A 21,611-nucleotide genomic window follows, 5' to 3' on the forward strand; every position below is an offset into this window, starting at 1 on the left:
ACGATGCATGAAGAATGCATGCATCGGCTTGTGCCTGCCTGACTAACGCCGCAGCGCCCGCTGCGATGACGTCAGAACACACACTGATACCTTCGAGGCCGGCCGGCCTTTGCCGGTTCCGCTCTTTACCGCTCGGAAACCCAACTTCCCTCCCAGATCGGCTCAGTGCTTGCCCGTGGAGCCGTAGCCGCCCTCGCCCCGTTGCGAAGGTGCAAAGTCTGTGACCACCCGAAACTGCGCCTGCACCACCGGCACGATCACCAGTTGCGCGAGCCGTTCCATCGGCTGCAGCACGAAAGGCGTGTCGCTGCGGTTCCAGGCGCTGATCTTCAGCTCGCCCTGGTAGTCGCTGTCGATCAGGCCGACGAGGTTGCCCAGCACGATGCCGTGCTTGTGGCCCAGCCCGGAGCGCGGAAGGATCAGCGCCGCATAGGCCGGGTCGGCCAGGTGGATGGCAATGCCGGTGCCCACGAGCTGCCAGCCATTGGGCTCCAGCGTGATGGGGGCATCGAGGCAGGCCCGCAGATCGAGGCCGGCGCTTCCGGGAGTGGCATACGCGGGCAATTGATCCACCATGCGCGGATCGAGGATACGAACGTCGACTTTCACTTACTTGCTGCCTTGCTTCTGTTGCTGTTCTTTTTGCTTGCGGGCGGCTTCCTCGAGCACCTGCTGCCATTTGGCGACGCCGGGGGTGAGCTTCACGCCCTTCAATTTCTTGCCGAACCAGACGGCCAGGCCCGCCAGCAGGACCAGCACGCCGAACGGCACGCCGGCCGCCCACAGCACGAGGAACACCAGTGCGCCGCCGACGCCCAGCACCTTGAGGGTCAGGGGGTCGAACGACCCGGGCTGTGACTTCGGCACTTCGCCGTTCGACGCTGCCTCGTTGCGTTGCTGCATGGCGGCAGTCACGGGGCCGCCCTGCTGCCCGGGTGCCGTCGTGATGCCGACATCGAGCCCGGGCTCGCCGGGCTGCGCTGCCCTCTTCGGCAACGCGGCCTGCGCCGACAGCCGCTCGACATAGCGAGCGAAGTCGCCGTTCGGCGGCGTGTTCCATTGGGGATTCAGGTTCATCAGACCCTCCAGTCGGTAAGCCGGGCTGCAATTTCGGTCATCAGTTCGCGCGCCAGCGTGAGCTTGGGCGCGCGAGGGAGTTCGCGCACGCCATTGGCGTCCACCAGCAGCAGCGCGTTGTCGTCCTGCCCGAAGGTCAGTGGGCCGATGTTGCCGACCAGCAGCGGAATGCCCTTGCGCTCGCGCTTGGCCTTGGCGTGCTCGGCGAGGTTCTCGCTCTCGGCTGCGAAGCCAACGCAGAAGAGCTTCTTCGACTGGGCCCGCTCGCTCTTGGCGACCGTGAGGAGGATGTCAGCGTTCTCCACGAAATTCAGCACCGGTGTCTTGCCACTGCCGTCCTTCTTGATCTTCTGGTCGCTGTGCGTTGCGGGCCGCCAGTCGGCGACGGCGGCTGTAGCTATAAAAATACTAGCAGACTGCGCAGCACGGGTGGTCGCTTCGAGCATGTCTTGCGCCGACAGCACGTCGACGCGCGTCACGCCGCGCGGTGTCGGCTGGTGCACCGGGCCGGCCACCAGCGTGACCTCGGCGCCCGCCTCGCGGGCCGCACGGGCAATGGCAAAGCCCATCTTGCCGGACGAATGGTTGGTGATGCCGCGGATCGGGTCCAGCGCCTCGAAGGTCGGGCCGGCCGTGACCAGCACCTTCTGCCCCGCCAACAGCTTGGGGCTGAAGAAGGCGGTGATGTCCTCGAGCAATTGCGCCGGCTCCAGCATGCGGCCGTCGCCGGTTTCGCCACAGGCCTGCCAGCCATTGCCCACGCCCAGCACGGTCGCGCCATCGGCCGACACCTGCATCAGGTTGCGCTGCGTGGCGGGATGGACCCACATCTCGCGGTTCATGGCTGGCGCGATCAGCAGAGGGACGCGGTCCATGGGGCGGGCCAGGCACATCAGGCTCAGAAGGTCGTCGGAGCGGCCCTGCACCAGCCGCGCGATGAAGTCTGCGCTGCAGGGCGCCAGCACGATCGCGTCGGCCTCGCGGCTCAGGTTGATGTGCGGCATGTTGTTGGGCTCACGCGTGTCCCACTGCGAGGTGTAGACGGTGCGCCCGGAGAGCGCCTGCATGGTCACGGGGGTGATGAACTGCTCGGCCGCCTCGGTCATCACGACCTGGACGGTCGCGCCCGCCTTGACGAACAGGCGGCACAGCTCGGCCGACTTGTAGCAGGCGATGCCCCCTGTGAGGCCCAGGACGATGTGTTTGCCGGCGAGATCTTGCATGGGCCGTATTGTTGCTCACATGCCATCGAACAAGCGGCAACAAGCCCTTGGCGAAAGGTGTCGCGAAGGGCACACCTATAATCGCAATTTCCCACTGCCCGGATTCACAGCGTCCGGAACTGGCATGACCAAATTTGTCTTCGTCACCGGTGGTGTCGTTTCTTCCCTTGGCAAGGGAATCGCCTCCGCCTCGCTCGCCGCGATCCTCGAATCGCGCGGCCTCCAAGTCACCCTCATCAAGCTCGATCCGTACATCAATGTCGACCCCGGCACGATGTCGCCCTTCCAGCATGGTGAAGTGTTCGTCACCGATGACGGCGCCGAGACCGACCTCGACCTCGGCCACTACGAGCGCTTCATCAACACGCGGATGCGCAAGGCCAACAACTTCACGACCGGCCAGATCTACAAGACCGTGCTCGAAAAAGAGCGCCGTGGCGACTACCTCGGCAAGACGGTGCAGGTGATTCCGCACATCACCAACGAAATCCAGGAATACATCAAGCGCGGCGCCGGCATCGGCACGGCGCACGAGGTGGACGTGGCCATCGTCGAAATCGGCGGCACCGTGGGCGACATCGAGTCGCTGCCCTTCCTCGAAGCCGTGCGCCAGATGAGTCTGCGCATGGGCCCGAACAACTCGGCCTTCGTGCACCTGAGCTACGTGCCCTGGATCGCCGCCGCCGGCGAGCTCAAGACCAAGCCCACGCAGCACACCGCCAAGGAACTGCGCGCCATCGGCATCCAGGCCGACGCCCTGCTGTGCCGCGCCGACCGCCCGATTCCCGACGACGAGCGCGCCAAGATATCGCTGTTCTCGAACGTGCCCGAATGGGGCGTCATCTCGATGTGGGACGTGGACACCATCTACAAGGTGCCCCGCATGCTGCACGAACAGGGCCTGGACGGCCTGATCTGCGACAAGCTGCGCATCAACACCCCGCCCGCCAAGCTGCAGCGCTGGGATGACCTGGTGTACGAAGTCGAGCATCCGCAAAAGGAAGTGTCGATTGCCATGGTCGGCAAGTACGTCGACCTGTCGGACAGCTACAAGTCGCTGAACGAAGCCCTGCGCCACGCCGGCATGAAGAACCATGCCCGCGTGAAGATCGACTACATCGACTCCGAGACCATCTCGGCACAAGACGTGTCGCGCCTGGCCAAGTACGACGCCATCCTGGTGCCCGGCGGCTTCGGCCAGCGCGGCGTCGAGGGCAAGATCTCGGCTGCCCGCTTCGCCCGCGAAGGCAAGGTGCCCTACCTCGGCATCTGCCTGGGCATGCAGGTTGCCACCATCGAATACGCCCGCCACGTGGCCGGCCTGAAGAACGCCAACAGCACCGAGTTCGACCCCGAGACGCCTACCCCCGTGATCGCGCTGATCACCGAGTGGAAGGACCGCGACGGCACGGTGAAGACGCGCGACGAGAAGTCCGACCTCGGCGGCACGATGCGCCTGGGCGCGCAAAGCTCCGACGTGGCTCCCGGCACGCTGGCGCACAGCATCTACGGCGACGTGGTCACCGAGCGCCACCGCCACCGCTACGAAGCCAACGTGAACTACCTCGACGAGCTGCGCAACGCCGGCCTCGTGATCTCCGCGCTCACGCAGCGCGAGCACCTGACCGAGATCGTCGAGCTGCCGCAGGACGTGCACCCGTGGTTCATCGGCGTGCAGTTCCACCCCGAGTTCAAGTCGACCCCGTGGGGCGGCCACCCGCTGTTCAACGCCTTCATCAAGGCTGCGCTCGAGCACAAGGACAAGGGGGCCGGCAGCACCAACAAGGCACTGAAGGCGGTCGCATGAGCAGCGGCTATGTCATCGCCCACGTCGAGGTGACCAACCCGACGCAGTACGAGGAATACAAGAAGTGGTCGACCGTCGCCATGCAGGCGCACGGCGCCGAAGTGTGCGTGCGGGGCGGCCAGATTCAACCGCTCGAAGGCGACTGGAAGCCCACGCGCATCGTCATCCTCAAGTTCGCCAGCTTCGAGAAGGCCAAGGCCTTCTACGAGACACCCGAGTACCTCAAGGCACGCGAAGCGCGTGCCGGCGCGGCAATCATGAACATGATCGCCGTCGAAGGCCTCTGATCCCAATTTGTTCATCCGCCAAAGAGACCAGAAAGAGAAAGACAAAAGATGAGTGCAATCGTTGACATCGTCGGCCGCGAAATTCTCGACAGCCGAGGCAACCCCACCGTCGAATGCGACGTGCTGCTCGAATCGGGCACCATGGGCCGCGCAGCCGTGCCTTCGGGCGCATCGACCGGTTCGCGCGAAGCCATCGAGCTGCGCGACGGCGACAAGAGCCGCTATCTCGGCAAGGGCGTGCTCAAGGCCGTGGAGAACATCAACACCGAGATCTCGGAAGCCGTGCTCGGCCTCGACGCCAGCGAACAGGCCTTCCTCGATCGCACGATGATCGACCTCGACGGCACCGACAACAAGGGCCGCCTGGGCGCCAACGCCACCCTCGCCGTCTCGATGGCCGTGGCCCGCGCAGCAGCCGAAGAGTCGGGCCTGCCGCTGTACCGCTACTTCGGCGGCATGGGCGGCATGCAGATGCCGGTGCCGATGATGAACGTCATCAACGGCGGCGCGCACGCCAACAACAGCCTCGACCTGCAGGAATTCATGATCATCCCCGTGGGCGCCAAGAGCTTCCGCGAGGCCGTGCGCTATGGCGCCGAAGTGTTCCATGCACTGAAGAAGATCCTGGGCGACCGCGGCATCAGCACGGCGGTTGGCGACGAAGGCGGCTTCGCCCCCAGCGTCGAGAGCCACGAAGCGGCCATCCAGCTGATCCTCGAAGCCATCGACAAGGCCGGCTACACCGCCGGCGAGCAGATCGCCCTGGGCCTCGATTGCGCGGCCAGCGAGTTCTACAAGGACGGCAAGTACGTGCTGTCGGGCGAAAACCTCTCGCTCACCGCCGAAAGCTGGACCGACATGCTCGCGACCTGGGTCGACAAGTACCCGATCATCAGCATCGAAGACGGCATGCACGAAGGCGACTGGGACGGCTGGAAGCACCTGACCGAACGCCTGGGCAAGCGCGTTCAGCTGGTGGGCGACGACCTGTTCGTTACCAACACCAAGATCCTGCAGGAAGGCATCGAGAAGGGCATCGCCAACTCGATCCTGATCAAGATCAACCAGATCGGCACGCTGACCGAAACCTTCGCCGCCATCGAGATGGCCAAGCGCGCAGGCTACACGGCCGTCATTTCGCACCGTTCGGGCGAAACCGAAGACAGCACCATCGCCGACATCGCCGTGGGCACCAACGCCGGCCAGATCAAGACCGGCTCGCTGTCGCGTTCGGACCGCATCGCCAAGTACAACCAGCTGCTGCGCATCGAAGAAGACCTCGGCGACATCGCCGTCTACCCCGGCCGCGGCGCGTTCTACAACCTGAAGTAACGCCCGGACGCCACGCGGCATGCGCGCCCGCCTCGTTCCACCGATCGTCCTGCTGCTCCTGTTGGCCATCCTGCAGTGGCAGCTGTGGAACGGGCGCGGCAGCGTGCGCGACGTGACGCAATTGCGCACCAAGCTGGCAGACCAGAAGGAAGCCAACGCCAAGGCTGCGCTGACCAACGAGCGCCTGACCTCCGAGGTCAACGACCTCAAGGACGGCCTAGAAATGGTCGAGGAGCGTGCACGCGCGGAACTCGGCATGGTGAAGCCGAACGAAGTGTTCGTACAGATCGCACATTAGGATGACCCCCAGTCTTCGCGCACTTCGTGTCGCTCCGCCCACCCCCTTCCAGGGGGCGACACCAGCGGCCCGGCAAAGCCGGTTCCGCGGTGTCCCACGCACAGACTGCGACGGTGCCCTCCGGGGGAGAACCTGATCCTCGAGCTTCTCTCGGCCCCTGCATTTCTGCTGTGGGGCTCTCCTGTCAGCTGGCTCGAGCTCGTGGCCTCGCTCCTGGCGCTCGCCATGGTCGGCTGCAACATGCGCGAGATTCACTGGGGATGGCCGCTGGCCATCGTCAGTTCACTGCTCTACGTGGCGGTATTCGCCAAGGCGCGCATCTACGGCGACGCCTCGCTCCAGGTCTTCTTCGCTTTCGTCGCGCTATGGGGCTGGTCGCAATGGCTGCGTGGCCATCGCGCCGACGGCAGCGCCTTGCATGTCACCCGGCTCTCGCCGCGCGGCATCGCGCTCACACTTGCTGCCTGCGCACTGGCGTGGCCGGCCGTCGCCCTCTTCCTGCGCCGCTTCACCGACACCGACGTGCCCTGGTGGGATGGTTTCGCCACCGGCCTGAGCCTTGTCGGGCAGTTCCTGCTCGGGCGCAAGTTCATCGAGAACTGGCTGATCTGGCTGGCCGTGAATGTCGTGAGCGTGGGCCTGTTCATCCACAAGGGGCTGTGGCTCACCGTAGGCCTGTACGCGGTATTCGCCGTGCTCAGCGTGGCCGGCTACATCGCGTGGCGGCAGCGCATGCCCGCGCAGGCGGTGCGTGCATGACGCCAGTGCTGCCGACCGGCTGCGTCATCGCACTCGTGGGCGCCGAGAGCACCGGCAAGACCGAACTGGCCCGCGCCATCGCGCAGCGCCTGCAGGACCGTGGCACGCCGGCCACGCTGGTGGGCGAATACCTGCGCGAATGGTGCGAGCGTGAAGGCCGCACGCCACGCCCCGACGAGCAGCAGGCCATCGCCGACGAGCAGACCCGCCGTATCGACGCCGCGGCCGCCACCGGCGTGGTGGTGGCCGACACAACCGCACTCATGACTGCGGTCTACAGTGAGCAACTGTTCGCCGACACCACGCTCTACGAAAGCGCCCTGGCCGCGCAACGGCGCTATGCCATCACGCTGCTCACCGCGCTCGACCTGCCCTGGGTGGCCGACGACATGCGCGACGGCCCGCACGCGCGCCAGCCGACCGACACGCTGGTGCGCGCCGCGCTCACGGGCGCGAAGCTCTCGTATGCCGTGGTGCACGGCACGGGCGGCGAACGGCTCGCCAATGCCTGGAACGCCATCAATTCCATCGCGGGCAGCGAAGGCCGTCCACGTACGCGCGTCCAGTCCGACGCGAAGCCCGCCTCGTGGTCGTGGCCTTGCGAGAAATGCTCCGACCCGGAATGCGAACATAAGCTCTTCAGCGACCTGATCGCGCGCCGCGAGTAGCAGCGCGCCTCACCTCTTACCGGAGACCCGATGCCCCTTTCGACCGTCGCGCGCGTCACGCTTCTTCCCGGCGCTCTGGCCGCCCTGCTGCTGGCCACTGGCCAGGCCACCGCAGCCCCCGTTGCCGCCACCGTCGAGAACGGCACCACCACCACCGCCTGCGCCGAGGAAGACAACGTCTCGCTGACCCTGCGCGGGGATGGCATCCGCCACATGCGCATCGAGGCGCTGCAGCCTGACTATCTCGACAAGATCGGCAACGACGTCACCAAGCCCGACTTCTCGGGCTGCAATTTCGACGGCGGCGCGCACCCGACCGACCCGGCGCACCGCTTCCGCAAGCGCACCGTGGTGCTGATGGACAACGCCCAGTGGCGCATCGTCGGCATGACGCTGCCGACCTTCTGGCGGCCGCAGCGCGTGCCTGTGCAGGTGGGCAAGCGCAAGGACAGCGGCTTTCACCTGCTGCAGGTGTTCAAGAAGGAAAACGGCAAGGCGCTCGAAGCGATCGTGCTCTACCCGTCCGACGGCTACTGGCGCATCAAGCCGCTGCCCGAGGCTCGTTTCGGTGATGGCGTGTACGGATCGTCGTTCCTGCTCGGCCCAGTCGAGGCGGCCGCGCGGCCGGTGGTGAACATCGCGTCGATCCGCATCGTGCCGCGGCCGCTGGCCATTAACGTGCGCTTCACCGACGGCGGCAGCGCCGCGGTGAGCGTGGACGAAATCAGCCGCGCGCGCACCGCGCTCGACGTGACGCTGTCGAAGCCCACCGCGAGCGCACAGCCCTTCGCTGTGCTGCGCTCGATGTACGTCACGCCCGACAACGCCGACGTGAGCGAAGTGCGCTGGCAGGCATCGCCTCAAGCGGCGCTGCAGGTGCTGCCGTTGCCCGAGGTGAAGACGCTGCAGGCCACGCAAGTGCGCTTCGGCCGCAGCCTGCCGTCGAAGCACAACACGAGCGCGCCCGACATCGCGTTCAGCGGTCTCGACGACGGCGCGCGCTGAGCCTGCCCAGCCCGGGCACCCAGGATTACTGAACGACCGGACTACCCGGAATCTGGTCGCCCAGCGGCTTGAACAGCTGCGCCGCGTCGACCGCGTCGAAGCGGTACTGCTTGCCGCAGAAGTCGCAGCCCACCTCGATGTCGCCGCGCTCGGCGAGGATGCTCTCGGCCTCCTCGACGCCCAGCCCGCGAATCATCTGCGCCACGCGCTCGCGGCCGCAGGTGCATGCGAAGTGCGGGCCCAGCAGGCCGGCCTGCGGCTCGAAGCGCAGCAGCTTTTCTTCCCAGAACAGGCGGCGCAGGATGGTCTCAATGTCGAGCGTCAGCAACTCGTCGCGCGTCAGGCTAGACGCGAGGATCGAGATGCGGTTGTAGTCCTCGTTGCGGCCGATCTGGTCTTCGTTGGCCTGGTCGTGATCCTTGTCGGAGGTGCCTTCGAGGTTGCCCTCGCCCTTCACAGGCAGGCGCTGGATCAGCAGGCCAGCAGCCACCTTGTCATCGGCCGCGAGCACCAGCGTGGTGTCGAGCTGCTCGCTCTGCAGCATGTAGTGCTGCAGCACGTCGCTGAGCTTGCCGAGCTTCTCGCCCTCGTCACCAAAGAGCGGCACCACGCCCTGGTAGGGGGTGGCGCCCGGCAGCTTGTCCTTGGGATCGAGCGTGATGGCGCAGCGGCCCTTGTTGTTCACGTTGACCATGTCGGGCAGGCGCGCATCGGCCGGCAGGTCGCCGATCACCTTGGCGGTGGCGCGCAGGCTCAGGTCGGGTTTGGCCTCGGCCACCGCGACCTTCACGGGACCGTCGCCGAAGATCTGCAGGATCAGCGCGCCATTGAACTTGATGTTGGCCTGCATCAGCGTGGCGGCAGCCGTCATCTCGCCGAGCAATTCGGCCACGGGCGGCGGATAGGCGCCGGTGGCGGTGTTGGAGGCGCGCCGCGCAAGGATCTCCTGCCACGCATCTGTCAGGCGCACGATCATGCCGCGCACCGGCAGGCCATCGAACAGGAATTTGTGCAGCTCGCTCAAAACGTCTTCTTTCTCTGTGTGCCTGCGACCGTGACGGTCAGGCGATCTTTTTCAGGCCCTTCGCGAAGCGACGGGCGTTCAACACATAGTGCTCGGCGCCCTGCCGCAGCTTGGCGGCCGCCGCGTCGTCGAGGGTGCGCACTACCTTGGCCGGCGAGCCCATGATGAGCGAGTTGTCGGGAAACTCCTTGCCCTCGGTCACGACGCTGCCGGCGCCAACGATCGAATTGCGGCCGATCCTCGCGTTATTCAAGACCACTGCCTGGATGCCGATCAGCGTGTTGTCGCCGATGGTGCAGCCATGCAGCATCACCTGGTGGCCGATGGTCACGTTGTCGCCGACGGTCAGCGGGCAGCCGATGTCGGCGTGCAGCACCGACAGGTCCTGGATGTTGCTGTTGCGCCCGACGGTCAGCAGCTCGGTGTCGCCACGCAGCACGGCGCCGAACCACACGTTGGCGTTGTCCGCCAGCTTGACGTTGCCCATGACCTCAGCGCTGTCGGCCACCCATGCTCCTTCGCCCATCTGGGGGGCCACGCCGTCGAGTTCGTAGAGCGCCATTGCTTTCAGTCCATGGAAGGTCAAAAACTAGAATTGTAGGGATGCACCCCCGTTTGAGCGCGCTAGCCGCGCTACGCCTGACAGACCCCGACGAAAAGGTGGCCGCAACGCGCGCCATATCTTTGTCCGGCGCTACCGATTCCATAGCAACCGACCCGATCCGCACCGCCGGCGACGATGTTGGCGTGCCGGGCCGCCCCGAACGACCGCTGCGCGTGGCCGCCACTGCCGTGCAAAAGCGCTCGCCCTTCACCACCGAAGGCCGTGCCGCGCTGATCCATTCGATCTGCCACATCGAGTTCAACGCGATCAACCTCGCGCTCGACGCCGTGTGGCGCTACGACGGCATGCCCGAGGCCTACTACCGCGACTGGCTGCGCGTGGCCGACGAAGAAGCTCTGCACTTCACCCTGCTGCACATGCACCTGCAGGACATGGGCTGGCGCTACGGCGACTTCCCCGGCCACGACGGCCTGTGGAACATGTGCGAGAAAACGAAGGACGACGTGCTCGCCCGCATGGCGCTGGTGCCGCGCACGCTGGAGGCGCGCGGGCTCGACGCCACGCCGCTCATCCAGGCCAAGCTCAAGCGCGTGAACACGCCCGATGCGCTGCGCGCGGTGGAGATCCTCGACATCATCCTGCGCGACGAAGTGGGCCACGTGGCCATCGGCAACCACTGGTACCGCTGGCTGTGCGACGGCGCGGGCCTCGATGCGGAGGCGACCTACCCCACTTTGGTGGCGCACTACGACGCACCGCGCCACAAGCCCCCCTTCAACCTCGAGGCACGCAGCCGGGCGGGCTTCAGCCCCGAAGAGCTCCGTGCGCTGACCGACTCGCGCCCCGAATGAGCAATGTGATTTCCGACCAGACCTGGTCGCGCCCCGACCTGCTGGCCTGCCTGCAAGACCACAAGGGCGCCGAGCCGCTGCATTTCGAGCGCTGTAATTTCGACGAAGCAGACTTGTCGCGGCTCGACCTGCGCGGCGCGCAATTCACGCTCTGCAACTTCGCCGAAACCTCGTTCGACCGCGCACTGCTGTCGGAAACCCGCTGGGCCGGATGCAGGGCACGCCAGGCCGACTTCGGCCTTGCAGACCTGACGAACGCGCGCTTCCAGGACTGCGACCTGAACAACACGCAGTGGACGCGCGCCAAGCTGGCTTCGGCGTTCTTCACCGGCGTGAAGCTCACGGGCGCGCACTTCGGCGAAGTCTCGGCGCTGGGCATCGGCTTCAAGGATTCGCTGCTGGTGGATGCGCACCTGCGGGGCATGTCATTCCGCAAGCAGAAGCTCGAACAACTCGACTTCTCCGAGGCCGACCTGTCGGGCTGCGATTTCCGCGAGGCCGTGTTCGAGGGTGGCAGCCTGCGCAACGCGCACCTGAAGCTTGCGCGCTTCGAAGGCGCGGACTTGCGCGAGGTCGATCTCGGCGGGCTGCGGCTCGCGAACGCGGCCCAGTTCAAGGGCGCCACCATCTCACACCGGCAGGCCGCCTCCCTGGTCGAGGAACTGGGCCTGCGCGTGGTCTGAACTCAGGCCGATGCTGGCCTGCTGTGCACCACCAGCTTCGGAGTGAAGGATTGAAGCACTTCGCCGCGCTGGTTGAGCGTCTGGCAGTGCATCGTCACCATCGCGCGGCCGGGCTTGGAGCGCGAGGGCGTGATCTCCACCACCTCGCTCACCACGTGCAGCACGTCGCCGGGGCGCGTCGGCCTGGGCCATTGGAGCTCGCCGCCCGAACCGATGATGCCATCGGCCAGGGGGATGCCGCTGTCGACCAGCAGCTTCATCGTGAGGGCGGCCGTGTGCCAGCCGCTCGCGGCGAGGCCGCCAAAGAAGGTGGCTTTGGCGGCCTCTTCGTCGGTGTGGAAAGGCTGCGGGTCGAACTGCTGCGCGAAGGCCTTGATCTGCGCCACGTCCAGCACGTGCTCGCCGCTCTGGAAGCGGTCGCCTACCGCCAGGTCTTCCAGGTACAGCTTGCGCTTCGCGCCGACTTCAGTGCTTGCCGTCATCGGGTCTCCTTGTGGTTTCTGCCCGCATTCTCGGACGCTCAGACCCGCTCGAGAATCGTCGCAATGCCCTGCCCGCCGCCGATGCATTGCGTGGCCAGCGCATAGCGGCCCTTCTCGCGCGCCAACAGCGATGCAGCCTTGCCGGTGATACGCGCACCCGTCGCGCCCAGCGGATGGCCGATCGAAAGCCCACCGCCGTCGAGGTTGATCTTCGCCGGGTCGAGCCCGAGGTCGCGGATGCAAGCCAGCGCTTGCGAGGAGAAGGCCTCGTTGATCTCGATCACATCAAGGTCGGCCGCGCTCAGGCCGGCGCGCGCCAGCGCCTTGCGGGTCGCGGGAATCGGGCCGATGCCCATGATGGCCGGGTCGACGCCCACGGTCGCGAACGACCTGATGCGCGCCAGCGCCTGCAGGCCGTGCTTGGCAGCGAAGGCATCGCTGGTAACGAGCACCACGGCCGCGCCGTCGGTCAGCGGCGACGAGGTGCCGGCCGTCACGACGCCATCGGGGCGAAATGCGGGCTTGAGGTTCGCCAGTGCCTCGGCCGAAGTCGTGGGCCGGATGCAGCCGTCGGCATCGACGATGTCGCCCGATGCCAAGCGCACGGGCACGATCTCGCCTGCCAGGCGCCCCTGCGTGCGCGCCTCGGCCGCCTTGCGGTGCGACTCGACCGCAAAGGCCTCCTGGTCGGTGCGGCTCACGTTCCAGCGCTGCGCCACGTTCTCGGCCGTCTCGCCCATCGAGATGTAGGCGTCGGTGTTCTCCTTCAACTCGGGGTTCGGCGAGAAGTTGAAGCCGCCCTGCGGCACCATCGTCATCGACTCCACGCCGACGCACAGGAAGGCGTCGCCCATGCCCGCCTCGATCTGTGCGGCGGCGATGTGCACGGCCTGCATCGACGAGCCGCAGAAGCGGTTCACCGTCATGCCGCCCACCTCGTGCGGCAGGCCGGCCAGCAACCCGACGATGCGCGCGAGGTTGTTGCCCTGCGAGGCTTCGGGGTACGCGCAGCCGAGGATGACGTCTTCGAGCAGCGCAGGGTCGAGGTCGGTGCGCTGCAGCAGGCCGCGCACCACGCCGGCGGCGAGCGTGTCGGGCCGCACTTCAGCGAGTGCGCCTTTCTTCGAGAAATGAAAAGGGGAACGGGCGTAGGCAGAAATGACGGCTTTCATGGGTGTGCTCCAACAGGTTTATCTACCATCCAATCGGTAGGCTACGAGGTCAAAAAATAGGCACGCCGAAACGTGCCTGCATCAGGCCTGGCGGTCAGCCGGGCAGTGAACTCCTGAGTTGCGCGACGGCTTCGTCGAAGTCGTCCACGCGCCCTGTCATGCGCGCCGACAGCAGCGCGCCTTGGCAGACCGAAAACACATAGGCGGCCAGCGAAGCGACCGACGCGCCCTTTTTCCGCGCCGGCATCAGCGCGCCCAGCACACCGGTGAGCCACGTCACCTGCGTGTTGCGCAACTCCTGCACGGCCTGGCGCAGTTCGTCGTTGATGACGCCCCAGCCGGGCGCCAGCGCCCCGGCGGGACACATGCCCGAGCCAGCCCTCAGCGTGTTGCGGTACATGCGGAAATACGATTCGAGCGCGTCCTTCGGCTCGCGCGCCCGGGCGGCGTCCCAGTCCTTGAAGCCCTGCGTGGCCGCGCGGATCACCGCGACACCCAGCGCCTCCTTGGTCGGGAAGTGGTGGTACAGGCTGGCTTTGCGCACGCCGACCGCGTCGGCCACGTCCTGGAAGCTGAAGCCCAGGTAGGAGCGCGTTTCGATGAACCCGCGCGCCACCGCGAGGATCTGCTCGCGGGTGCTGCCGGTGGCAAGGGCTGTGGCGCTGGTCATCTACCTACTATAAGGTAGGGAAAATCAAACCACAAGCCGAGGTGTCATTCAGGCGTCAGTCGGCCTTGATGCCCGCGGCCTTCACGATGCGGCCGTTGCTTTCGAACTCGCTGGCGATCTCTTTCGCAAACGCGGCCGCATTGCCACCGGTCGGCACGTTGTCGGTGGCCGTGAGCTTGGCGCGCAGCTCGGGGCTGGCCAGCGCCTTGTTGATCTCGGCGTTGTACTTCGCAACCAGAGCGCTCGGCGTGGCTGCGGGCGCGAACACGCCGAACAGTGAATTGATGTTGGCCGCCTTGTAGCCCAGCTCGCCCAGCGTGGGCACCTGGGGCAAGCTCTCGAGGCGCGCGGGGGCGCCCACCGCCAGCGGACGCAGCTTGCCCGACTGGATGTGCGACGACAGCGTCGGGCTCGCGTTGGTCGACAGGATCTCGAACTGCCCGCCGATCGCATCGTTGAGCTGCTGGCCGCCGCCCTTGTAGGGCACGTGCGTGATGTCGACGCCCGCCGCCGCACGCAGCTGCTCCAGCACGATGTGCCCGAGCGAGGCCGGCCCCGACGTGGCCCAGCGCACCGCACCCGGATGCGCCTTGGCGTCATCGATCAGCGCGCGGAAATCCTTCGCCTTGCTGGCCGGCGTGGCAATCAGCAGCACCGGCGAATACATCACGCTCGCCACCGGTGCCACGTCTTTCAGCGGGTCGAAGGGCAGCTTGCCCAGGTGCGGGCTCAGCACCAGCGGGCTGATGGCCGAGAAGCCCAGCGTTGCCCCGTCGGGCGCGGCCTTGGCGACGGCGTCCATGCCGATGGCACCGCTCGCGCCGGCGCGGTTGTCCACGATCACCGTGATGCCCATCTGCGCAGCGAGCCGGTCGCCCAGTGCACGCGCGACCACGTCGCTGACGCCGCCCGCCGGGTAGGCAACGATGAGCCGAACCGTCTTGGGCACGGCCTGCGCGTGCGCGCCGGAAGCGGCGCACAGCGCGGCGGCAGCAAGAAGGCGGGTCGCCATGCGGTGCGAGGGCTTCGAGGAAGCAAGGAAATTCATGGTGTCTGTCGTTCGTCTGCGAGGGTTGCGTCGCTTCTCATTGTCCGCCTTCATCCACGCGGATGGTGCTGCGCATGCAGCTGCTTCAGGCGCTCGCGCGCCACGTGCGTGTAGATCGTCGTCGTCGAGATGTCGGCATGCCCCAGCAGCAGCTGCACCGCGCGCAGGTCGACCCCATGGTTCAGCAAGTGCGTGGCGAAGGCATGGCGCAGCGTGTGCGGCGACAGCGGCACGTGGATGCCGGCCGCGGTGGCGTGCTTCTTCACGATGATCCAGAACATCACGCGCGTCATGCCCGCACCGCGCGCGGTCACGAACAGGTCGGGCGTCTGCTGCCCATCGAGGATGGCGGGTCGCGACTCCTCCAGGTAGCGCTCGATCCAGCGCCGCGCTTCGCCGCCGAAGGGCACGAGCCGCTCCTTGTTGCCCTTGCCCAGCACGCGCAGCACACCGTCGTTCAGGCTCATGTCGATGGCCTTGAGCGCCACCAGCTCGCTCACGCGCAGGCCGCTCGCATACATCAGCTCCAGCATCGCGCGGTCACGCAGGCCGAGCGCCGACTCGACGTCGGGCGCGGCCAGCAGGTCGTCGACCTGCTTTTCCGACAGCGTCTTGATGGCGCGCGGCATCTGCCGCGCGGGCGCGAGCCGGATGCTCGGGTCGGCCACGATACGGCGCTCGCGCAGCGCCCAGCGGTAGTAGCGCTTGAACACGGTGAGGCGGCGGTTGGCCGAAGTGGCCTTGCCCTTGGTGGACAGGCGCGCGCCCATGTAGGCCTGCAGGTCGGACTCCTTCGCGGCATCGAGCCCGGCGCCGCTGCGCTGCGCGTGCAGCCACTGCGCGAACAGCGCGAGGTCGCGGCGGTAGGCGGCCAGCGTGTTCTTCGACAGCCCGTCTTCGAGCCAGAGGGCGTCGATGAAGTCGTCGATGTCGGGTGTCTGCGTGGCTGCCTCGGTCATGCCTTGCAAGATAACAAAAGAAAAAGCCGCCCGGCATGCGGGCGGCTTTCTTTCGTGCGAAGAAGAGTTATCAGTCGAGCTTCAGGTTCTGCTTCTTCACGACCTGCTTGTAGACCTCGTACTCGGCCTTGATCTGCGCAGCGAACTGCTCGGGCGAGTTGGCCACGATCAGCGAGCCCGTGTCCTCGATGCGCTTGCGCACCGCCGGTTCTTCCACGGCCTTCTTCACGCCAGCGCTGATCTTTTCGACCACTTCCTTCGGCAGGCCCTTGGGGCCGAGGATGCCGTAGTAGGCCATGCGGTTCACCGGCTCCAGGCCCACTTCCTTGAAGGTCGGCACATTGGGCAGCGCGGCCAGGCGCTGCGGCGCCGACACCACGATGGGGATCAGCCGGCCGCTGGTGATGAAGGGCATGGCCGAGGGAATGTTGTCGAACATGATCGGCACCTGGCCGGCCACCACGTCGTTCAGCGCCGGGCCCGCGCCGCGGTAGGGGATGTGCGTGACGAAGGTGTTGGTCAGGCTCTTGTAGAGCTCCATCAGCAGGTGGCCGATGCCGCCCGTGCCCGACGAGGCGTACGAATACTTGCCGGGGTTCTTCTTCAGCTCGGCCACGAACTCGGCATAGTTCTTGGCCGGGAAGCTCGGGTTGACCGCAATGATGTTCGGCGTGGCCGCGATGTTGATGATCGGCGTGAAGTCGTTGATCGGGTCGTACGGCGTCTTCGGGTTGATGGCCGGGTTGGCCGCCGTGCTCGACACGGTGGCAATGCCGAGCTTGTAGCCATCGGGCGTGGCGCGTGCCGTTTCGGCCGCACCCACGATGCCGCCGCCACCGGCGCGGTTGATCACCACCACGGGCTGGCCCAGCACCTTGCCCAGCGGATCGGAGATCACGCGCGCCACGATGTCCGTCGTGCCGCCCGGTGCAAAGGGCACGCTCAACTCGACGGGCTTGTTGGGGTAACCCTGCGCAAAGCTCTGACCCGCGATGGCGACCAGTGCGGCGCCTCCCACCAGCGCGCTCCATTGACGACGTTGCATCGAAAACTCCTTGGTATTTGAATGAATGATGTCGAAAAACGAAGCCCGGATGCTAGCGGTTCAGGAGCGCTCTCCGTGCTGTGGATTACCCATGGTCAAGCGGGTTTATCCTCGAAGCGGTGAATTACGCTCAGCTGCTTTTCCCCGACTTCTCCCTCATCGCCATCGGCTGGCTCCTGTGCCGCTACACCGCGCTCGACCGCCGCGTGTGGGATCAGGTCGAGAGCCTCGTTTACTACTTTCTTTTTCCCGTACTGCTGTTCCATTCGATCGTGCGCAGCCCGCTCGACTTCGGTGCGACATCGAGCCTGCTCACGGCGGGCGTCGGCGTCGGTGCCTGCGGCATCGCGATGGCCTATGCCCTGCCCTTCATTCCGGGCCTGCGCACGCACATCGACCGGCGCGACCACGCGGCCAGTGCGCAGGTCGCGTTCCGCTTCAACTCGTTCATCTGCCTGGCGTTGGCGGAGCGGCTGGCCGGGGCCGAGGGCCTGCTGCTGATCGCGGTGCTGATCGGCGTGTGCGTGCCCATCTTCAACATCGCGGCCGTGTGGCCGATGACGCGGCATGCGCAGACCGGGTTCGTGCGGCAACTGGTGCGCAACCCGCTGATCGTCGCGACGGTGGCAGGGCTGCTGGCGAATGTGCTGGGCTTGGCTGTGCCTGCCTGGGCGACGCCTACGTTGACGCGTATCGGGGCTGCGTCGCTGGCGTTGGGGTTGCTGGCTGCGGGGGCTGGGATGAAGTTCTCCACGCTGGGGGCGGGGAAGGTGCTGGCTGTTTCGGTACTGGCGATACGGCATCTGTTCTTGCCGCTGGTCGCATGGGGGTTGGCGCTTTGGTTGCGGCTGGATGCGACGCATGCGGCCGTGTTGATGGCTTTTTCTGCTGTGCCTACGGCTTCCAGTGCTTATGTGCTGGCTGCTCGGATGGGGTACAACGGGCCTTATGTGGCGGGGTTGGTGACGTTGTCTACCTTGCTGGGGGTTTTCAGTTTGCCGTTTGCCTTGGCGCTGCCTCGGTGAAGCCTTGCTGGTTTAGTGCGTTCCGGGGCCGGGTCTCGGCCCGGCGGCCGACTCACTTTCTTTTGCTTCGCCAAAAGAAAGTAAGCAAAGAAAAGGCGACCCTACTGTCTGCGTCCCTTCGCTTCGCTACGGGCAACCTGCGGTGCTCGACTCCGGAGGGGGGCCGCAGAACTCGCTGCACTTCGTTCCGCTCAGACAGCTGCGGCCCTGATCCCTCCTACGTCTGCGCTCCTCGGCGCAGCCAGAAGGGATTGGGGAGCCCAACAGGCCATCGCTGCGCTCGGCCTCTGAACAGCCGATACCAAGCCGAGCGAAGCAAAGGCCCGTTCCGTCTCCTCTCCCCTCTGGCTGCGCCGAGGAGCGCAGCGTTTCGCGGATCAGGGCTCGCCCTTGTCTGAGCGAAGCGAGTTTGGGCGAGACCCCGCGAAACGCGAGCACCGCAGGTTGCCCCTTCGCAAAGCGAAGGGGTCGCAGACAGTGGGGTCGCCTTTCTTTTGCCTACTTTTCTTTGGCGAAGCAAAGAAAAGTAGGTCGCCCGCCGGGGCGAGTCCCGGCCCCGGAACACAACCCCTCAGCGCCGCAACAAAGCAGGCACTGCAGAAGCCAACAAAGCCACCCCAGAAGCAGTCAACAACCCCAACACCAGCTTCCGAAACGCCACCTCACTGATCCCGATATAAAGCCGAGCCCCCAGCAACACAGGCACAGCAACAGCCAGAGCAACAAGCCCCAGCAGAGGCACCACAGAACGCCCGATGCTCCCGCTGAAAACATGAATGGCAAACGCCACCATCAACATCGACAGATTGAAGTTCTGGATCACAGCCCGCTGCGTATCGCGCTGAAAGCCGCGCAACGTGCACCACAACGTGGGAAGGGTCCCCGAGAACCCGCCGATGCCCGCCATCGCACCACCCATGGCACCCACCACGCCATCAGCCCAACGCCCACCGAACGAAACCTTCGGCAGATGCTGCGACATCAGCATCGCCGGACACCACAGCACCAGCAGCACGCCAAGACACAGCTTGAAGACGACAAGATCGAGGTGCGGCAGCAGCCAGACACCGAACGGCACCCCGACCAGCCCACCGAGCACAAAGGGCCAGAGAACACTCTTGTCGAAAGACCGCCGCACCGTGACCGCCGCGATCACCTGCCCCGTCAACGCGCCAAAGAGAGCAAGCACCGCCGCGAGTTGCGGCTCCAGTGTCCACGCCCAGACTGACATGGCTACCAGCCCGAACGCAAAGCCCGACAGGCCCTGCACGAAACCCGCCAATACAGCACCGGCGATCACATAGACATACAAGGCTTGCATGCGGCCGATGATATCGACCGCACTTCGATCAAAAAGAAGGGACTCAGGCCGAGGCAGGCACCAGCGCCGTGCGCCGCACGCGGCGCACGTTGAACGCACTGGCGATCAGCACACCCTGCACCAGCGCCAGCCCCACGATCACGCTCGTGTACTGCCCATGGTCCATCAGCCGCCCGAACACCAGCGGCGCCAGGGCCTGTCCGATGTCCAGCCCCGCATACACCACGCCGTAGACGCGCCCGGTCGCATTGGGCGGCGTCGACTTCTTCACCAGCAGGTCGCGCGACGGCCCTGCGACACCCGAGACGAAACCCATGGCCCCGAACAGCACCGGCACCACGACCGGCGGAAAGCTCGCGAACGCCAGCACCAGCGCCAGCGCGGCCGCAATGCCGAAGCCCGCGCCCACGATGCGCTCGCAGCGCGTCGGATCGGAGGCCAGGAAGCCACCCACCACCATCCCCGCGGCGCTCGCCACCATGTAGACCGTGAGGCACACCGCCACCAGCGCCACCGGCACCGCATGCAGGTGTCCCGCGGCCACCGGCGCGAAGGTCTGCACCACGCTGATCACCGCGGCATAGAAGAAGAAGAAACCGAAGCACATCCATACGGCCGGAATGCGCAGGAAGTCGAACTCGCCGCCGACGGGTGCGGGCTCGCCCTGCCCCGTGGCCTTGTGCACGGCCGCCGCGTCGAGCGACAGCACGCTGCGATACGCCCACAGCACCAGCAGCACCACGAGAGCCACCACGCCCGCCGAAGCCAGCGCCACGCGCCACGAGAAGGCGATGGCGATCGGCACCACGAAGGCCGGCGCCAGCGCCCAGCCCAGGCTGCCGGTGATGCCGTGCACGCTGTAGGCATGGCCCAGCCGCGTCGGCGCGACCTTGCGGTTGAACAGCGTGTAGTCCACCGGATGGAACACGCCGTTGCCGATGCCGCCGACCACCGCGCACAACAGCAGCATCCAGTAGCTCTGCGCCGCGGCGTAGCCGAAAGCCGCCAGCCCCAGTGCCCCGAGCCCGACGAACAGCACCGGCCGCGGGCCCAGCTTGTCGACGATGAAGCCCGAGGCCGCCTGCACGATGCACGAGACCACGAAGAACACCGTGAGCACCGCGCCCAGCTCCACATAGCTCACGTTGAACGCGTCCTTCAGCCACGGGAACAGCGGCGCCAGGATGAGCTGGCTGAAATGGCTGACCGCATGGGCCAGGCCGACCAGCCCGATCAGCTTGGCGTCGGTGCGCAAGGTGTTGTTGTGAGGAGGAGAACCAGCGCTCGCGGACGAAGTGGAAGACATGGATTGCTACAAAAAAACGGGGCAGGCATCGATGCTATGCGCCGGGGACGCGGCAGAATGGCGATACAGCGACAACATTTGTCGAAACCATGCCAAGCGCCGCCTCACCCACCTCCAGGAGCGCCGCGCCCGCCAGGCCGCGCGGCGCGCCCCCCGCCCCGATCACCAGCGTTGCCTCTCTCACGCCGCACCTCTACGCCCCCGACGCGGTGCGTCCGCTGCGCGCCAAGGAGCACTTCCTGAGCGCGGACACGCTGGTCGAACTGCACGAGCACCCGTGGCCGCAGCTCACTTTTTCCACACGCGGCGTGATCCGCCTGAGCACGCAGGACGGCAGCTACATCGTGCCGCCCTCGCGCGCGCTCTGGGTGCCGGCCAACATGCCGCACAGCATCACGCTGATCGAAGACGCCGAACTGCGTACCGTCTACCTGCACGCCTGGATCGCGCCTACCTGGGAAAAGTGCGAAGTGCTGGAAATCAGCCCGCTGCTGCGCGCGCTGATGCTGGCTCTCGACACCACGCCCGATGGCCTGCCACCCACCGATCCGCACGCACCGCAGCGCGAACGCATGATCGCGCCGCTGCTGGTCGACGAGGTGGAGCGCGCCACGCAGATCCGCATCGATGTGCCGCTACCCACCGACAAGCGCCTGCGCCAGCTGTGCGAGGCGCTGCTGCGAAACCCGGCCGACCGCGCCACGCTGGCCGAGCGCGCCGCCACCATCGGTGCCAGCGAGCGCACTGTGGCGCGCCTGTTCCGCGACCAGCTCGGCATGAGCTGGCAGCAGTGGCGCCAGCAAGCCGTGATGGCACATGCGCTGCCGCTGCTGGCGCGCGGCATGGCCGTGAGCCAGGTGGCGGCCGCCAGCGGCTATGCCACAGACAGCGCGTTCTGCGCGATGTTCAAGGCCGCCACAGGCCGCTCGCCCACTTCGTTCCAGCACCGCAAGCGGCCCACCTCCCCCTGATGCAGCGGGGCATCGCAGGGGATGCTTCATGGT

The 21,611-nt window shown here is 66.4% G+C and carries 24 protein-coding genes; 11 read left to right on the plus strand and 13 right to left on the minus strand.

Features of this window, described 5'->3' with window-relative positions:
• Nucleotides 1-162: 162 nt before the first annotated feature.
• Genes dut through coaBC form a run of 3 tightly spaced genes read right to left on the minus strand, consistent with a single transcriptional unit; the run spans nt 163 to nt 2,300 of the window.
• Entirely contained in the window at nt 163-609 is a 447-nt protein-coding gene (gene dut / locus AC07O3_RS17825; RefSeq protein WP_007835673.1) for a dUTP diphosphatase, read from the minus strand.
• On the minus strand, nt 610-1,077 hold the full coding sequence (locus AC07O3_RS17830) for a hypothetical protein (RefSeq protein WP_256216926.1): 468 nt from the start codon (nt 1,075-1,077) through the stop codon (nt 610-612). It lies immediately after the preceding gene.
• A complete protein-coding gene (gene coaBC / locus AC07O3_RS17835; RefSeq protein WP_495339956.1) occupies nt 1,077-2,300 on the minus strand; it encodes a bifunctional phosphopantothenoylcysteine decarboxylase/phosphopantothenate--cysteine ligase CoaBC in 1,224 nt (407 codons plus the stop codon). Before coaBC ends, AC07O3_RS17830 begins: the two co-directional genes overlap by 1 nt.
• A 124-nt stretch (nt 2,301-2,424) precedes the next feature.
• On the opposite strand from coaBC, the gene pyrG reads away from it, so the two are divergent.
• The 7 genes from pyrG to AC07O3_RS17870 all read left to right on the plus strand — a co-directional run bounded on the left by pyrG (nt 2,425) and on the right by AC07O3_RS17870 (nt 8,456).
• Nucleotides 2,425-4,107, plus strand: a complete 1,683-nt coding sequence (gene pyrG, locus AC07O3_RS17840) for a CTP synthase (protein WP_093080049.1) — start codon at nt 2,425-2,427, stop codon at nt 4,105-4,107.
• The gene (locus tag AC07O3_RS17845; RefSeq protein ID WP_093050941.1) at nt 4,104-4,394 is read left to right on the plus strand and encodes a DUF1330 domain-containing protein; all 291 of its coding nucleotides are present in this window, start codon (nt 4,104-4,106) and stop codon (nt 4,392-4,394) included. The genes pyrG and AC07O3_RS17845 overlap by 4 nt, the downstream gene beginning before the upstream one ends.
• Before the next feature lie 48 nt (nt 4,395-4,442).
• Nucleotides 4,443-5,726 (plus strand): phosphopyruvate hydratase, encoded by a 1,284-nt coding sequence (gene eno / locus AC07O3_RS17850; protein WP_093050943.1) that lies wholly within the window; start codon nt 4,443-4,445, stop codon nt 5,724-5,726.
• Between the two features lie 19 nt (nt 5,727-5,745).
• The gene (gene ftsB / locus AC07O3_RS17855) at nt 5,746-6,024 is read left to right on the plus strand and encodes a cell division protein FtsB (protein ID WP_093050946.1); all 279 of its coding nucleotides are present in this window, start codon (nt 5,746-5,748) and stop codon (nt 6,022-6,024) included.
• Nucleotides 6,025-6,189: 165 nt separating this feature from the next.
• Nucleotides 6,190-6,783 (plus strand): nicotinamide riboside transporter PnuC, encoded by a 594-nt coding sequence (pnuC, locus tag AC07O3_RS17860; RefSeq protein ID WP_371127352.1) that lies wholly within the window; start codon nt 6,190-6,192, stop codon nt 6,781-6,783.
• On the plus strand, nt 6,780-7,451 hold the full coding sequence (locus AC07O3_RS17865; RefSeq protein WP_097200760.1) for an AAA family ATPase: 672 nt from the start codon (nt 6,780-6,782) through the stop codon (nt 7,449-7,451). Before pnuC ends, AC07O3_RS17865 begins: the two co-directional genes overlap by 4 nt.
• 30 nt (nt 7,452-7,481) lie before the next feature.
• Nucleotides 7,482-8,456: a hypothetical protein gene (locus tag AC07O3_RS17870; protein WP_495339957.1), complete on the plus strand. Its 975-nt coding sequence runs from the start codon at nt 7,482-7,484 to the stop codon at nt 8,454-8,456.
• A 25-nt stretch (nt 8,457-8,481) separates the two neighbouring features.
• Here AC07O3_RS17870 and hslO read toward each other — a convergent pair whose 3' ends face one another.
• Nucleotides 8,482-9,480 (minus strand): Hsp33 family molecular chaperone HslO, encoded by a 999-nt coding sequence (gene hslO, locus AC07O3_RS17875; RefSeq protein ID WP_093050955.1) that lies wholly within the window; start codon nt 9,478-9,480, stop codon nt 8,482-8,484.
• 37 nt (nt 9,481-9,517) lie between these two features.
• Nucleotides 9,518-10,042 (minus strand): gamma carbonic anhydrase family protein, encoded by a 525-nt coding sequence (locus AC07O3_RS17880; protein ID WP_093050958.1) that lies wholly within the window; start codon nt 10,040-10,042, stop codon nt 9,518-9,520.
• Nucleotides 10,043-10,083: 41 nt separating this feature from the next.
• Here AC07O3_RS17880 and AC07O3_RS17885 point away from each other — a divergent pair, with 41 nt between their 5' ends.
• Together AC07O3_RS17885 and AC07O3_RS17890 are read left to right on the plus strand one after the other, a co-directional pair.
• The gene (locus tag AC07O3_RS17885) at nt 10,084-10,896 is read left to right on the plus strand and encodes a ferritin-like domain-containing protein (RefSeq protein WP_495339958.1); all 813 of its coding nucleotides are present in this window, start codon (nt 10,084-10,086) and stop codon (nt 10,894-10,896) included.
• Nucleotides 10,893-11,579: a pentapeptide repeat-containing protein gene (locus AC07O3_RS17890; protein WP_495339959.1), complete on the plus strand. Its 687-nt coding sequence runs from the start codon at nt 10,893-10,895 to the stop codon at nt 11,577-11,579. The genes AC07O3_RS17885 and AC07O3_RS17890 overlap by 4 nt, the downstream gene beginning before the upstream one ends.
• Before the next feature lie 2 nt (nt 11,580-11,581).
• Here the strand turns inward: AC07O3_RS17890 and AC07O3_RS17895 are convergent, their stop codons facing one another.
• The 6 genes from AC07O3_RS17895 to AC07O3_RS17920 all read right to left on the minus strand — a co-directional run bounded on the left by AC07O3_RS17895 (nt 11,582) and on the right by AC07O3_RS17920 (nt 16,955).
• On the minus strand, nt 11,582-12,061 hold the full coding sequence (locus AC07O3_RS17895) for a MaoC family dehydratase (RefSeq protein ID WP_495339960.1): 480 nt from the start codon (nt 12,059-12,061) through the stop codon (nt 11,582-11,584).
• A 38-nt stretch (nt 12,062-12,099) separates the two neighbouring features.
• Nucleotides 12,100-13,233 carry a thiolase family protein gene (locus AC07O3_RS17900; protein WP_495339961.1) on the minus strand — a complete coding sequence of 378 codons (1,134 nt, stop codon included), beginning with the start codon at nt 13,231-13,233 and terminating at the stop codon, nt 12,100-12,102.
• A 94-nt stretch (nt 13,234-13,327) separates the two neighbouring features.
• Nucleotides 13,328-13,903, minus strand: coding sequence for a TetR/AcrR family transcriptional regulator (locus tag AC07O3_RS17905; RefSeq protein WP_093080027.1), 576 nt, complete (start codon nt 13,901-13,903; stop codon nt 13,328-13,330).
• 55 nt (nt 13,904-13,958) lie between these two features.
• Nucleotides 13,959-14,951: a Bug family tripartite tricarboxylate transporter substrate binding protein gene (locus AC07O3_RS17910; RefSeq protein ID WP_093080024.1), complete on the minus strand. Its 993-nt coding sequence runs from the start codon at nt 14,949-14,951 to the stop codon at nt 13,959-13,961.
• 50 nt (nt 14,952-15,001) lie between these two features.
• A complete protein-coding gene (xerD, locus tag AC07O3_RS17915; RefSeq protein ID WP_093080020.1) occupies nt 15,002-15,910 on the minus strand; it encodes a site-specific tyrosine recombinase XerD in 909 nt (302 codons plus the stop codon).
• A 70-nt stretch (nt 15,911-15,980) separates the two neighbouring features.
• Nucleotides 15,981-16,955: a tripartite tricarboxylate transporter substrate binding protein BugE gene (locus tag AC07O3_RS17920; RefSeq protein ID WP_093050982.1), complete on the minus strand. Its 975-nt coding sequence runs from the start codon at nt 16,953-16,955 to the stop codon at nt 15,981-15,983.
• 107 nt (nt 16,956-17,062) lie between these two features.
• Here AC07O3_RS17920 and AC07O3_RS17925 point away from each other — a divergent pair, with 107 nt between their 5' ends.
• Entirely contained in the window at nt 17,063-17,980 is a 918-nt protein-coding gene (locus AC07O3_RS17925) for an AEC family transporter (RefSeq protein ID WP_489013685.1), read from the plus strand.
• 571 nt (nt 17,981-18,551) lie between these two features.
• Here the strand turns inward: AC07O3_RS17925 and AC07O3_RS17930 are convergent.
• Together AC07O3_RS17930 and AC07O3_RS17935 are read right to left on the minus strand one after the other, a co-directional pair.
• A complete protein-coding gene (locus tag AC07O3_RS17930) occupies nt 18,552-19,301 on the minus strand; it encodes a sulfite exporter TauE/SafE family protein (RefSeq protein ID WP_093177110.1) in 750 nt (249 codons plus the stop codon).
• A gap of 43 nt (nt 19,302-19,344) precedes the next feature.
• Nucleotides 19,345-20,607 (minus strand): MFS transporter, encoded by a 1,263-nt coding sequence (locus tag AC07O3_RS17935; protein WP_093050988.1) that lies wholly within the window; start codon nt 20,605-20,607, stop codon nt 19,345-19,347.
• An 89-nt stretch (nt 20,608-20,696) separates the two neighbouring features.
• Between AC07O3_RS17935 and AC07O3_RS17940 the strand changes: the two genes are divergently transcribed.
• Nucleotides 20,697-21,578, plus strand: coding sequence for an AraC family transcriptional regulator (locus AC07O3_RS17940; protein WP_495339962.1), 882 nt, complete (start codon nt 20,697-20,699; stop codon nt 21,576-21,578).
• Nucleotides 21,579-21,611: the final 33 nt, after the last annotated feature.

Source organism: Variovorax sp. GW821-FHT09D05 (assembly GCF_059416325.1).

Bases quoted from the DNA above. Each gene is read 5' to 3' on its own strand.
- AC07O3_RS17935 (WP_093050988.1), bottom strand. From the start codon at position 20,607: ATGTCTTCCACTTCGTCCGCGAGCGCTGGTTCTCCTCCTCACAACAAC.
- AC07O3_RS17905 (WP_093080027.1), bottom strand. From the start codon at position 13,903: ATGACCAGCGCCACAGCCCTTGCCACCGGCAGCACCCGCGAGCAGATC.
- pyrG (WP_093080049.1), top strand. From the start codon at position 2,425: ATGACCAAATTTGTCTTCGTCACCGGTGGTGTCGTTTCTTCCCTTGGC.
- AC07O3_RS17870 (WP_495339957.1), top strand. From the start codon at position 7,482: ATGCCCCTTTCGACCGTCGCGCGCGTCACGCTTCTTCCCGGCGCTCTG.
- AC07O3_RS17930 (WP_093177110.1), bottom strand. From the start codon at position 19,301: ATGCAAGCCTTGTATGTCTATGTGATCGCCGGTGCTGTATTGGCGGGT.
- AC07O3_RS17890 (WP_495339959.1), top strand. From the start codon at position 10,893: ATGAGCAATGTGATTTCCGACCAGACCTGGTCGCGCCCCGACCTGCTG.
- AC07O3_RS17865 (WP_097200760.1), top strand. From the start codon at position 6,780: ATGACGCCAGTGCTGCCGACCGGCTGCGTCATCGCACTCGTGGGCGCC.
- xerD (WP_093080020.1), bottom strand. From the start codon at position 15,910: ATGACCGAGGCAGCCACGCAGACACCCGACATCGACGACTTCATCGAC.
- AC07O3_RS17885 (WP_495339958.1), top strand. From the start codon at position 10,084: ATGCACCCCCGTTTGAGCGCGCTAGCCGCGCTACGCCTGACAGACCCC.
- AC07O3_RS17845 (WP_093050941.1), top strand. From the start codon at position 4,104: ATGAGCAGCGGCTATGTCATCGCCCACGTCGAGGTGACCAACCCGACG.
- AC07O3_RS17920 (WP_093050982.1), bottom strand. From the start codon at position 16,955: ATGCAACGTCGTCAATGGAGCGCGCTGGTGGGAGGCGCCGCACTGGTC.
- AC07O3_RS17900 (WP_495339961.1), bottom strand. From the start codon at position 13,233: ATGAAAGCCGTCATTTCTGCCTACGCCCGTTCCCCTTTTCATTTCTCG.
- coaBC (WP_495339956.1), bottom strand. From the start codon at position 2,300: ATGCAAGATCTCGCCGGCAAACACATCGTCCTGGGCCTCACAGGGGGC.
- eno (WP_093050943.1), top strand. From the start codon at position 4,443: ATGAGTGCAATCGTTGACATCGTCGGCCGCGAAATTCTCGACAGCCGA.
- ftsB (WP_093050946.1), top strand. From the start codon at position 5,746: ATGCGCGCCCGCCTCGTTCCACCGATCGTCCTGCTGCTCCTGTTGGCC.
- AC07O3_RS17830 (WP_256216926.1), bottom strand. From the start codon at position 1,077: ATGAACCTGAATCCCCAATGGAACACGCCGCCGAACGGCGACTTCGCT.
- AC07O3_RS17880 (WP_093050958.1), bottom strand. From the start codon at position 10,042: ATGGCGCTCTACGAACTCGACGGCGTGGCCCCCCAGATGGGCGAAGGA.
- AC07O3_RS17895 (WP_495339960.1), bottom strand. From the start codon at position 12,061: ATGACGGCAAGCACTGAAGTCGGCGCGAAGCGCAAGCTGTACCTGGAA.
- AC07O3_RS17940 (WP_495339962.1), top strand. From the start codon at position 20,697: ATGCCAAGCGCCGCCTCACCCACCTCCAGGAGCGCCGCGCCCGCCAGG.
- AC07O3_RS17910 (WP_093080024.1), bottom strand. From the start codon at position 14,951: ATGAATTTCCTTGCTTCCTCGAAGCCCTCGCACCGCATGGCGACCCGC.